The sequence below is a fragment of the Saprospiraceae bacterium genome, from assembly GCA_016717265.1.
Classification (GTDB): domain Bacteria; phylum Bacteroidota; class Bacteroidia; order Chitinophagales; family Saprospiraceae; genus Vicinibacter.
In genome coordinates this window covers 928690-941347 of record JADKFX010000001.1, presented here as the reverse complement: position 1 = coordinate 941347, position 12658 = coordinate 928690, and the positions used below count along the sequence as shown (strand labels likewise).

General features: G+C 33.7%; 13 protein-coding genes. 4 read left to right on the top strand and 9 right to left on the bottom strand.

The annotated features are described in order from the left end of the window. Positions 1 to 299 precede the first annotated feature (299 nt). Positions 300 to 1145: a GntR family transcriptional regulator gene (locus tag IPO86_03695; GenBank protein MBK9727203.1), complete on the top strand. Its 846-nt coding sequence runs from the start codon at positions 300 to 302 to the stop codon at positions 1143 to 1145. Positions 1146 to 1284: 139 nt separating this feature from the next. Here IPO86_03695 and rnpA read toward each other — a convergent pair whose 3' ends face one another. From rnpA to rho, 3 genes are all read right to left on the bottom strand, one after another. After that, the gene (rnpA, locus tag IPO86_03690; GenBank protein ID MBK9727202.1) at positions 1285 to 1677 is read right to left on the bottom strand and encodes a ribonuclease P protein component; all 393 of its coding nucleotides are present in this window, start codon (positions 1675 to 1677) and stop codon (positions 1285 to 1287) included. Between the two features lie 18 nt (positions 1678 to 1695). Further along, a complete protein-coding gene (gene rpmH, locus IPO86_03685; GenBank protein MBK9727201.1) occupies positions 1696 to 1851 on the bottom strand; it encodes a 50S ribosomal protein L34 in 156 nt (51 codons plus the stop codon). Positions 1852 to 1945: 94 nt separating this feature from the next. After that, positions 1946 to 3730 (bottom strand): transcription termination factor Rho, encoded by a 1785-nt coding sequence (gene rho, locus IPO86_03680; GenBank protein MBK9727200.1) that lies wholly within the window; start codon positions 3728 to 3730, stop codon positions 1946 to 1948. 283 nt (positions 3731 to 4013) lie between these two features. Between rho and serS the strand changes: the two genes are divergently transcribed. The 3 genes from serS to frr all read left to right on the top strand — a co-directional run bounded on the left by serS (position 4014) and on the right by frr (position 6752). Continuing rightward, the gene (gene serS, locus IPO86_03675; GenBank protein MBK9727199.1) at positions 4014 to 5324 is read left to right on the top strand and encodes a serine--tRNA ligase; all 1311 of its coding nucleotides are present in this window, start codon (positions 4014 to 4016) and stop codon (positions 5322 to 5324) included. A gap of 140 nt (positions 5325 to 5464) precedes the next feature. After that, positions 5465 to 6145, top strand: a complete 681-nt coding sequence (locus IPO86_03670) for a zinc metallopeptidase (GenBank protein MBK9727198.1) — start codon at positions 5465 to 5467, stop codon at positions 6143 to 6145. A 43-nt stretch (positions 6146 to 6188) separates the two neighbouring features. Then, entirely contained in the window at positions 6189 to 6752 is a 564-nt protein-coding gene (gene frr / locus IPO86_03665) for a ribosome recycling factor (GenBank protein ID MBK9727197.1), read from the top strand. A 38-nt stretch (positions 6753 to 6790) separates the two neighbouring features. On the opposite strand, the gene IPO86_03660 is transcribed toward frr, so the two are convergent. The 6 genes from IPO86_03660 to IPO86_03635 form a co-directional block, all read right to left on the bottom strand. Beyond that, positions 6791 to 7375 carry a hypothetical protein gene (locus IPO86_03660; GenBank protein MBK9727196.1) on the bottom strand — a complete coding sequence of 195 codons (585 nt, stop codon included), beginning with the start codon at positions 7373 to 7375 and terminating at the stop codon, positions 6791 to 6793. 39 nt (positions 7376 to 7414) lie between these two features. Further along, positions 7415 to 8875 carry an ankyrin repeat domain-containing protein gene (locus IPO86_03655; protein ID MBK9727195.1) on the bottom strand — a complete coding sequence of 487 codons (1461 nt, stop codon included), beginning with the start codon at positions 8873 to 8875 and terminating at the stop codon, positions 7415 to 7417. A 33-nt stretch (positions 8876 to 8908) separates the two neighbouring features. Next, positions 8909 to 9484: a DUF1566 domain-containing protein gene (locus tag IPO86_03650; GenBank protein MBK9727194.1), complete on the bottom strand. Its 576-nt coding sequence runs from the start codon at positions 9482 to 9484 to the stop codon at positions 8909 to 8911. Between the two features lie 134 nt (positions 9485 to 9618). Next, complete coding sequence (locus IPO86_03645) at positions 9619 to 9957, bottom strand: hypothetical protein (protein ID MBK9727193.1); 339 nt, start codon at positions 9955 to 9957, stop codon at positions 9619 to 9621. A 68-nt stretch (positions 9958 to 10025) separates the two neighbouring features. Further along, positions 10026 to 11969, bottom strand: coding sequence for a T9SS type A sorting domain-containing protein (locus IPO86_03640; protein MBK9727192.1), 1944 nt, complete (start codon positions 11967 to 11969; stop codon positions 10026 to 10028). A 257-nt stretch (positions 11970 to 12226) separates the two neighbouring features. Next, positions 12227 to 12640, bottom strand: coding sequence for a hypothetical protein (locus IPO86_03635; GenBank protein ID MBK9727191.1), 414 nt, complete (start codon positions 12638 to 12640; stop codon positions 12227 to 12229). Between the last annotated feature and the right edge of the window lie 18 nt (positions 12641 to 12658).

Sequence of the window (12658 nt, the reverse complement as noted above, 5' to 3'; positions counted from 1 at the left end):
TTATAATAGAAAACAATTTAAAAAATTAATTGATTTCAAATCTATGCAATGAATATCCTGCTTAAAATAGTTTTAAAATTTGTTCAATTGTTTTACAATAACTCAGATTTGTTGCTTTGAATTAAAATTTAGAATTGGAATAAAAATAATTTTCACCTCTTATAAATAAAGAAAAAGGCATTCTTTTTCATTTCTATTTAGTATAAACGAATCGAGCAACTAAATTGCAAATAGGTATTATCCTATAAAAACACCCGCATTCATTCGAAACTAATAAAAAAAGACACCATCTTTGCTATATGATACAAATAGGCAAGTTTAATACATTGCGAATCGTTAAAAAAGTAGATTTTGGAATTTACTTAGATGGTGGTAGCTACGGTGAAATTCTCATGCCTAAGCGTTATGTTCCTATAGATGCTATGCCTAACGATGATATAGATGCTTTTATCTATTTTGATTCTGAAGATCGAATTATCGGAACTACCGAAATTCCTTTAGCCCAAGTTGGAGAATTTGCATTTATGAAATGTAACTCTGTAAATAATGTTGGTGCTTTTTTAGAATGGGGTGTAAATAAGGATTTGATGGTCCCTTTTCGCGAACAACGAAAAGATATGGAAGAAGGTCGTTGGTATGTAGTCTATGTACTGGTGGATCCTGAATCAGACCGGATATTTGCTTCGAATAAAATAGATAAGTATTTTAATACGAGCATACCCAATCTCGACATTAATGAACAAGTCAATTTACTTATTTACCATATTACAGAATTAGGTTATAAAGCAATAATCAATAATACCTATACTGGTATTTTGTATAAAGATGAAGTATTTACCAGGCTTGATGTTGGGATGAAATGTACTGGCTATATTAAAAAAATTCGCCCGGATGGAAAAATTGATTTAAGTCTGCAAAGTAGTGGACATCAAAAAATACCAGATATCGCACAAATGATCTTAGAAAAATTAACAAATAATAATGGATTTTTAGCACTCACCGATAAGAGTGAGGCAGATTTAATTTATGATCAATTAGGTATTAGTAAAAAAACATTTAAAAAAGCAATTGGCGATTTATATAAAAAACGGAGTATTCAATTGGAAGTAGATGGCATACGTTTAGTGGCTGGTAAAGGCAAATAAAAAGGAACGCATCTAAAAGAATCAGGGCCAAGAATAAAATGTTCTAAATAGTTTAACGTTTAGAATTAGATTCTAAAATTTCTGAATAATTAATTTTTACAAAGCCTGGCACATTTAAAACAATAAAGATTCCTTGGATTCAAGTTCCATCATTTAACTTTTCTAACTTCTTAAAAACCTGAATAAGTCCGTGCTCGATCTCCTGATAATCGGCAATAGTTTTTCCTATATAAATAAACATGAATAAAGCCTCATAGTTACTCATTTCAGGTAAATACAATTTCCAATGTAGTCTGTATGCCTCGCGAATACGCCGTTTCAATAAATTGCGATCATGTGCTTTTTTAAAAGCTCTCTTAGGAACGGAAACTGCAAATTTTGGAGCTGCTAATTGATCTCCTTCCAATTTAGTAAAATGATACTTTAATAGAAATGGATGGGCAAATAAAGATAGCTTGTTCTCAAAAAGGAGTTCAATTTGTTTTCTGGATTTAATCCGGAGCCTGGCTGGAAATTTATTATTAGGGCTCACATTTCAGCGAAAAATGGCCTATTTGCTTACGCCTTCATCTGAAACGCTCAAACGAAGTCTGCCTCTAGATCTTCTGCGAGCAAGAATTTTTCTTCCATTTTTGCTTTTCATACGGGATCTAAAGCCATGTTTGTTGGCTCTTTTTCTTCTGGAAGGTTGAAAGGTACGTTTCATAACAAGATGATTTTCAATGCCTTATTAAAAAGGACTGCAAAGATACATTTTATTTTATTTATTCAAAATCTTTTGCTTTTTAATTTTCAAAGGATTATCGACTATTCATAGAAATCAAGAACTCTTCATTAGTAGTAGTACCTACCATATGCTTTTTCACAAATTCTACGGCTTCCTCAGGTTTCATATCAGCCAAATGATTTCTCAATACAAACATTTTCTGGATGATTTGATCATCTAAAAGTAAGTCTTCCCTTCTGGTACTGGATTTCGTTAGATCAATGGATGGATATAAACGTTTATTGGATAAGGTTCTGTCGAGTTGTAATTCCATATTACCAGTACCTTTAAATTCTTCGAAGATAACCCCATCCATTTTGGAACCCGTATCAATTAAAGCAGTCGCTATAATAGTAAGGGATCCTCCATTTTCAATTTTCCGGGCAGCTCCAAAAAATTTCTTTGGTTTTTGTAAAGCATTTGCTTCCACCCCTCCTGATAATACTTTACCTGAAGATGGAGCTACTGTATTATATGCTCTGGCTAAACGGGTAATGGAATCCAACAGAATGACTACGTCATGTCCACATTCTACCATTCGCTTTGCTTTCTCTAAGACGATATTTGCAACGCGTACATGATTATCAGCTGGTTCATCAAAAGTCGAAGCAATCACTTCTGCATTCACGCTTCTCCTCATATCTGTAACCTCTTCTGGCCTTTCATCAATTAATAAAATCAATAAAAAACATTCCGGATGATTTGTAGAAATTGCATTGGCAATATCTTTTAATAAGAAGGTTTTTCCGGTTTTCGGTTGTGCAACAATCAATCCCCTCTGTCCTTTACCGATGGGTGTAAATAAATCGATCATTCGGTTTCCATAATCTCTACCTGCAGGACTCGTAGTCAATTTAAATTTCTCATTTGGAAACAATGGTGTCAAATAATCAAAAGGTACCCGATCCCGGATCATAGCAGGCTCTAATCCATTGATTCTTGAAACTTTTAATAAAGCAAAATATTTTTCTCCTTCTTTTGGTGGGCGAATTGGTCCGACAACGGTATCTCCGGTTTTTAATCCAAATAATTTTATTTGAGATGGCGACACATAAATATCATCAGGAGAAGAAAGATAATTGTAATCCGAACTTCTTAAAAAACCGTAACCATCCGGCATCATTTCTAAAACACCTGCACCTTCAATAACCCCTTCTAATTCAACAATAAATAAAGGTTCCGGACGTCTTGGTTGTTCGAAATTTTCTTCCACTTCTTGTCCTGGTGTTTCTGTTCTTTCCTCTTGATTTCCAGGTTCCCGATTTGGATTCGGGTTTGGATTTAGATTTTGGTTTGAATTCGGATTCTGATTTGGGTTTTGATTTGGATTATATCTTCTATTCGGGTTTGGATTTGGTCTAAAATCACCTCCACTTTGTCTGCGATCTCTTGGTTGAAACCTTTGACGTGTATCTTCTTGTGGCATTTCTGCAATTTTTTCTGAAGTTTCTGCAACCACTTCTGGTATTACTTCAGCTTCTGTGATTGGAGCTTCAGCCTCCATTTTTTCTATTTTTGAATCTTGAACCAGCTCTGCTTCTTCATTCTGATCTGCAGCTTTAACGACTCGTCTTCGGCGATGTCGCACGTTATTTTCATCTTCCAAAATATCATAAGCAGGTGTTTTATCTCCTACATTAGGCGCTCCTTCTTTGGTTTCATCAGCAGTTTCTGAGCTTTTATTTAGAGCTTGCTGATCTAAAATTTTATAGATTAAATCCTGTTTACTAAGTTTTTTAGGATTTACTACGCCATTCTTTTCAGCTAATTCCCTAAGTTCTGGAACCAGCATATCATTTAATTGCAAAATATCGTACATAAACTAAAATTGGACGGATGGAAAAAGGGTCAAAAATTAAAGATTTGAAATAAAAACGGGTTCTAATACGGTTCGATTTTCAGAGTTTCAGTCAATCTATATATCAAATTAGATCTGAATATTTATTTGAAATAGACTAACAGGAAAAACTCTGGAGATGCGATAGATTTGAAAACCATTCGGTTTTGCCATGCAAATATATGATATCTCAAATTGATTTTTCATCTTTTTTTTAAAAATTTCCAGTTCTTGATGTAACATTGCCCAACAGAAGATTTATAATATGGTAGAACTCAGGATTCTAAGAAATGAAACCGAAAGGGTTATTGAAGGTTACAAGAAACGAAATTTATCAAAAGATCTCATTTCCCTGGTTCCGGAAATAATTGCCTTAGATGACACCCGGAAAGCCACCCAAGGTCTTGTCGATGATAATTTAGCGAAATTAAACCAATTGGCTAAAGAGATTGGTGATTTGTTTAAATCAGGGCAAGTATCGGCTGCAGAAGCCTTAAAACAAGGCGTTGCAGATTTAAAGGAACAAAATAAGATACTGGAAGATCAGCTAGCTTTGGCTAAAGTCCAACTTGAAGAAAAACTGATTCAGCTTCCAAATATTCCATTTCATTTGGTACCTGAAGGAACATCCGCTGAAGACAATCTGGTTTATAAACCTTGGGTTCAAGCACTTCCTGAATTGCCAAAAGATGCACTGCCTCATTGGGAGTTGGCTAAAAAATACGATCTTTTTGATATGGAACTAGGCGTAAAAATTGCAGGTTCCGGATTCATATTATACAGGAATCAAGGTGCTAAATTGCAGCGCGCTTTAATTAATTTTTTCCTGGATGAAGCTTCCAAAGCTGGATATGAAGAAATTCAAGCACCCCTTTTAGTCAATGCCGATTCTGCTCGGGCAACTGGCCAATTGCCAGATAAAGAAGGGCAGATGTATTTTGCTGAAAAAGATAATCTATACCTAATTCCAACAGCGGAAGTACCGGTTACTAATATTTATAGAGATATCCTTTTAAAATCCCAGGATTTCTCTTTTAAACTTTGTGCATATACCCCTTGCTTTAGGCGGGAAGCGGGTTCGTATGGTGCACATGTGAAAGGCTTAAACCGAGTACATCAGTTTGACAAAGTTGAATTAGTTAGAATTGAGCATCCCGACAATTCGTATGCCGTGCTCGATGAAATGATCCAACACGTTGAAAGCTTGCTCCTGAAATTAGAACTCCCTTATAGAATCCTCCGATTATGTGGTGGTGACATGGGCTTTACAGCAGCGATGACCTATGATTTTGAAGTGTATTCCGCCGCACAACAACGATGGTTGGAAGTCAGTTCGGTTTCTAATTTTGAAAGTTTCCAGGCAAACCGTTTAAAACTTCGTTTTAAAAATGAAAAAGGGGATTCTGCATTTACGCACACTTTAAATGGAAGTGCACTTGCCTTAGCGCGTATTGTAGCCGCTTTACTTGAAAACCATCAAACTCCGGAAGGTATCCGCATTCCGGAAGCACTCAGACCTTATACTGGTTTTGAATTCATCAAGGAAACTCGTTTTTTCCAATCCAGAAGTCTTTAAATAGTTGAATCCCTGTTTTTTTCAAATTAAACTTTACTATTTTTTAAGAAAATTTTAATTCCTATTTTTGAATCTCTTTTCCATTTTTACTGTTAGTCTTATTTACAAAAACTATTACTATGATATTTAATGCAGATTACATGATTTACTATATACTCACGATTGTTTTATCGCTGATTGGGATGTTTGTTTCAAACCGTTTACAGTCTAAGTTTAAAACCTATTCTTTGATGGGTCTTCGCTCTAATAAATCGGGTAAGGAAATAGCAGAAGAAATGTTAAATTATTACGGTATCCATGAAGTCAAGGTATTGGAATCCAATGGTTTTTTAAGTGATCATTATAATCCTTTAGACAAAACGGTAAACCTAAGTCACGATGTTTATCATGGAAGAAGTGTTGCTTCTGCAGCGGTTGCTGCTCATGAATGCGGACATGCTGTTCAACATGATACTGCCTACGCTATGTTACAATTAAGGTCCCGATTGGTGCCCGTCGTAAAGGTTGCTTCCATGGCTCAGCAGTTTTTATTGATTGCTGCATTTATGTTAGCAAATACCTTTCCTTCTTTATTATTGATCACGATTATCGTTTTTGCAGTCACCACTTTATTTAGTTTTATCACATTACCTGTCGAATTTGATGCTTCTAAACGTGCATTAGTCTGGATTAATGAACGGGGAATTGTTTCTGGTGCTGAATATGATGGGGCAAAAGATGCACTTACCTGGGCAGGACTCACTTATGTATCTGCAGCTTTATCTTCATTAGTTATGCTGATTTATTTAGTTTTGCGCTACGTAGGGATCAACAGGGACTAATTTAGCGTAAACTGTATTATATATAACTATTAATAAGGCTTTTATGTCGGCAGAACTAGAATTACAATTTAAAAAAGCAAAAGAAGATTTTGACCGAGCGATCGATCATTTACATAAAGAATTATCAAAAGTCAGAACTGGAAAGGCATCTACTTCTGTTTTAGATGGAATTTTGGTTAATTATTATGGCTCCCCGGTACCCATTACTCAAGTTGCAAATCTCAGTTTGTCTGATTCCCGTACCATTGCAATTCAACCTTGGGAAAAGAAAATTATTGGAGACATTGAACAAGCAATCTTTGCATCCAATTTAGGACTTACTCCACAAAACGACGGAGAATTAATACGCATCTCCATTCCACCTTTAACAGAAGAACGAAGAAAAGAATATGTCAAACAAATCAAACATTATGGTGAAGAAGCCAAAGTAAGTGTGCGAGCAACCCGACATAAAATACTTGACACTATTAAAAAGGAACAAAAAAACGGACTTGCTGAAGATATTGCAAAACGTAAAGAACAAGAAATTCAAAATTCTGTCAACGATTATAGTTCCAAAATTGATAAAATTGTGGAACTAAAAGATAAAGAAATAATGACGGTTTAAAAATTCTCGTTATTGCCGTTGTGAAGTATAATTATAGATCATTCTTGTTTTTGAATTTCACTAATCTTTGTATATAATAAAGTATATGATTTAAGAAAAGCATCAGTTAGTGCTCCTTCCATTCTTTTTCTTGCATTTTTCTTCCCATTAAATAAATTACCAATTTTGTTAGTAAATGATCCGGTAATTTTCTCTCTAAAAAGTATTTTTGAATCTTTGTTGGACGCCAACTTCCAGGTCAACTCTAGATTTGTTGTAACATCGCTATAGGCAGTACTTATTTTTCCTGTCGTTGTGCCCTCCATACCGAAACTTAATGTATAAGAGGAAGCATTACTAGAGTCGCTTTGTATAGCTTCAAATTTTGCTTCTAAGAAAAGTGACCTGCACAGAATCCGAATCTGTTCTTTTGTTACATTATAATAATCAAAGTCCCAATTTGTTTCTTCAAGATGATCTTTTGCATCTATTGAAAACGTTTCAATTGGAATAAAAACAACTGCGGATAATTTATCCTGAACTGGAAAATTTATTTGTGCTTTATCCAGGATAACGGCCGACTGTGAATTTATAAAACCAGATGTTAATAGTAAAAAGAATGCAGATACGATTGATTTTTTCATAATTGTTTTTTTTAATTGACTATTGTAAATTGTGAATGTTTATTGCTCCTTACTCATTAATTCTTTTACATTGAGAATTGAAATTAATTTTTCATAAAATATATTTTTGTTTTGAATGGCATCCTTGTCGTCCATTAAGACTAAAAAGTTATCACAAATCGTTATTTGAGCTTTTAGATATTTTTTAATACTTTTTAAATCATAAGAATGAATAACTGGGCACTCAATTTCAGAGAATATATCACCATAAGTTAAAGCCAAACCTATCAAACCACCTCCGGCAAATGTCAAAGCCACGGTAAGAATATTGAGTAAATCGCTACTCACAATTTTATTATTCACTTTGGTTAAGCTATCCTGATATTTCTTTTTCGCAATCAAAATCAAATTCTTGGCGATATCAAATTCACTTTTCACAAATGAGTTCGTATCTTTTTCTATTTTAAAAAGAATTTGTGATAAGGCTGAGGCAAATGAATGCTCGCAAGTTGATTTGATAATCACTGGCAATTCTCCTTGATTAAATAATTCTACAGCAAGCGGCAACTTCCTGTAATAGCATGCATAATGTAATGGGTTGGCTCCGATCTGGTCGTATTCATGTAAATTAGGTTTGACTGAATCTATGAATTGGACTAAATTAATATTGCCCCCAAGTACAATATCTTCCATTTCTATTTCACCCTTTTTGGAATAACTGGACACTTCGAATCTAGCACCCATAGCTGCTAAATGGAGCAAATTCTTGCCATCCTTCATTTTTACTTCTAATAATGCTCCTTTTGATAAAAGATTGGGAATGACTTGAACCTGGCCATTCATACAAGCAAGTTGCAATGAAGTGAGTTCTGAAAAATAACCTGAAGATGGCTTTGTTTTACAATCAATGTTTGTGGTGTTGGACGACAATATGCTAAAAGTATTTAATTTCCCATTCATTGCTGCAAGATGTAAAGCCCCAAACCCCTCTTTATTGGCATCACATGGATCCAATTTATTTTCTAGCAAATTAGATACAATCCTAATAAATCCGTATTTTGAAGCTAACAGAAATAACTCTTCAGAATCTTCAATTCCCACACCTTTATCCAAAAATTGATTTACAAGAATACTATCATCATTAAATACTGCATAGTAGAGTGGACTTTTTCCAATTTTATCAAACACGTTTATCCTGGCACCTTTTTCTAAGAGCATATTTACTATTTCATGAAATTGCTGTTTATATTCAATAAAACTTTGACCTTCAGAATTCTTATTTTTCTTTTCCGATTTTAAATATGATTCCAAACCAGCTTGAGTGGTAGCATAAAAAATCGGGGTCCAATTATTATAAGGATCAGGAACATTTATATATTTATTTTCATTTAATAATTGCCTGACTTGGTCGTAGTTGTTTTTTTTGAATGCCTCAATTAATGGATTATCCTGTGAATTTCCATGTGGAATAGTGAAAATTAAATACAATAAAAAATAACTAAGAAATTTAAACTGAGGCATAAGTTAATTATATTATTATTAATATTCAACTTTTTAGAAAGAACGAATAGCTCGTACTTTTCCAAATCCGTCTTTTAGATTAATATGATTCTTACCTAAATCAAAGTCAAATCCCCAAGCATAGTACTCATTGTTTTCTGTTGAACTCCAATAGTATCCAAAAGGGTCAAAATTTCCTATTTTAAGCTTATTGGAGTTTAGCGTGGTTAATTCATAATAACTTGGTAAATACCAGTCGTCGTAACCATTCAAAACTAAATCTAAACACAACTTAGCTGCATAGGTGCCTTCACCTTGAAGATTTACAATAGTATTTGTATTTGCACTTCCAGTGCCTATTTTCGATGATGTTGTACCAATATGGTTGTATATATGTTTATCATACCATTGAATGTCACTACTGTGATCGTTTGGAGCTGCAATTAATCCATGTTGTGTATTATGGATATAATTAGAATCTCCTGGTTGTAAAATATAGGCGATTTTGCCACCTTGATAACTTTGGCCAATAATTAATGAAGAGGATATGTCATCTTTTTTACAACTATTGATTAGCGTTAATGTAAAACACATCAATGGCAATATGTACAACAAATTTTTGTTTTTCATTTGATAATAATTTTATTTAAGGACTCAATTTTTTTTATGGTCATTGCTCCATTCATGGAAAAATACATTTAAAGTATACTTGAAATTTTGTAATAAAATATTTTATCCAATTAGCATTTTATTAATATTATTTTTCAAAAAAAATCAGCCCCTACAGTAATTGTTGTCGTCTCTCCTTCTTTTGCATCCACAAATATGTCTTTGGATTTAGTACCATCGAGTGTGGAAATTTCAACCGCACGGTTTTTTACAGGGACGCCATAAATTTCACAAACACCACTTCTAAGCTGCGCGCCTATTGATAAATTGAAATCACCAAAATAGACTTGAACAGTTTCTGATCGATTATTAATTACTTTAATAAAGGCCGGGCCATTGGGGTTGAATACTGTTTCGCAGTTTGAATTTGAGTCATTGTCTTTACTGCATCCAGTAATTATCAAAAGAAAAAAGATAAAGATTGAAATTTTCATTTTATTAATATTTATTAGATATAGATAAGGTTGTGCATTTGATGAATGATCTGGTTAATTTCTAAAATTCATTTCACAATTGAAACTTTCATTGCTCCAACTTTGTCGCCGTCTGAAATACGAATCATATAAACTCCATTTGATTGATTGCTCAAATCCAAAGTTTTCAATTCGTTATTTATAATAAAGCTAGTAATCATCTTTCCATATGCATCAAAGACAGTTAAATGCAATTCTTTTTTGTTGTTTTCTTTGCGCAATATTTGAAACAAGCCATTACTAGGATTAGGAGATATCGATAAACTCCATTCTGTTTTAGGATTAACAGTACCGACAACTATATTTAAAGTTATAGAGTCATTGCAATTAAACTTATCAGAAACTGAAATCGTGTATATACCGGGATTCAATTTTGTAAAAACACCAGTGGTATCTGTCTGACCACCTGGAAAAAGGGTGTAGGTATATGGACGGGCACCTCCTGATGCTGATGCTATAATGCCATCATTTATAGGTATTGCCTGAAGGACTATTTCTTCTATGCTTACATCAACTGTGTCGTTTCGATGACAGCCATTCGTATCGGTTACTGTTACAAAATAATTTCCTTGATTTGAATTATCCACATTAGTTATACTTGGATTTTGAATTATAGATGTGAATAAATTTGGCCCGATCCATGAAAATGAATTTGCCGAAGTATTTGTTTCAACATTCAACAGTAGCGTTTCTCCCTTACAAATTACTCCAGTTGCCGGGGATGTAATATTCGCGGAAGGCTTGGTATTTATTTGAACAGAAATGGTATCTGTACTTGAGCAATGTGTGGAGTCATCAGTAACAGTAACCAAATATTCCCATCGTCCCGATTTCGATGTGTCGGGCACTAAAATTAACGGAGATTGTATGGAACTTAAATATTCATTAGGTCCATTCCAAATATAAATCGGAATTGTTGCATTGGTATTGACATTAAGCTTGATACTATCACCAGCACAAACCATTGCTTTGACTGGATCAACACTTGGTATAATTGTTGGACGATTATTTATTACAATAGAAACACTATCTGAGCTCGAACAATTAGTTGGATCATCTACAATTACGGTATATGTACCAGATTGCCCAGGCATCGCATTATTAATATTTATTGTTTTTTTATTGGATTTAAAATTCTTTGGTCCAGTCCAGGAATAAGTGGCATTAGGGATCGTAGTTGGGATCATTGCTGTCAAAGTGATATTTTCGCCTGTGCAAAAAGAACTTTTATTCAAATTGGATTCAATGTTTACGCTGGTGCAACCTCCAATAATAGAAGCTACAGTCAAAGTTACATTCCCGGTTGTATGCGAATTATAGTCAAACACAAATACTGAGTAGCATTCATATGTACTTGTTGTATTAAAAGAAAGAGTAGCATTCGTGTGAATTCCTACATCCGAAGCTACAATTTTACCTAGATGGTCTCTTACTATAATGCACGCCGAAACAGGAGAACCTGTGGCATTAATAGCGATTAGTGAATTTGGCATGGCGCCAAAATTCCAAACTAGCATTTCTGGATGGCAGTCAAATTTTGAGACTACGGGAATTCCACATTTTATATTAATTGCACCAACAGGCATACTAGTTCTTTCAACATAAATTTTAAATTCTCCAGTAAAGAAATGAACATTATCCTCTACAGTGATTGTATATGTCCCTTTAGAAGTTGCAAAATATACAATTTCTTTGTTTTGTGAATTAGTAGCACATCCTCTCGTGTCTGGGATGATATTTCCTGGAAAATACATTTTGACACATGGAGATATAGATGAAATTTGCAGGCTGGAAACTCTAACAATTATACTATCTCCTATCTCCACATTCGGTAAAGTATATACTATTATTTGAGAAGGGGAAGTGATTTTTCCAGTCAAGCAATCAGAATAATTGATCGGGATTGATTGTGTAATAGCAGGTCCAATAAGAAAAAAAGAGTATAACAGAATTAGGTAAAGTTTATTTTTCATTTTTTAAAGGTTTAAAGTAGAGAATAGCAATGTTTTAATTAAATTTTTCAAAATAACTAATAAGGCAAATATCTTGAAAATAATCAAAAGGTTTTTGGTAATTCCTTTAAAATCAAATGTAATCAAATTGGCTGAGGATTGAAAATTATTTGTCAATACTCAATATAAATTGAAATTGAAGGATAGCTTACATGAGTAGTCTTCAGTCCAGATGCAAGCTATACAATCATTTGATTTAAAGCTTCTAAAATCCATTATTACATTTTAGCAATGACTTCATTGTATTTCACCACAGCTTTCTTTTTCTTCGAGAACCCAGGTAAAGAAACAACCACGCCTGTTAGCAGGATAGCTGAACCTCCCAATGCATAACTTCCAACAGAATCACCTCCAGATAAAAGCCCAACGCCCATTACTAAAAGGCCAAGACTTTCAATAATAGTTCCTAATGTTTGGGTATTTTTTCCTTTCCTGAATAAGTCATTGATCTCTTTGTTATTTGCTTTCATTAAAGCAAATTCGAGAGGTTTGCCGGGTTTCAAACGGATTCCTTCTTGGTAAAATTTGTTCTTTTTAATTTCAATAGGTTTGAGCAACTGCGTTTGTGCTACTAAGGAATCCAATGTATGGATTGAAAATAGAATACTGAGCGTAAGAAATAAGTTTTTCATTTTTTTTAATTTTGAATG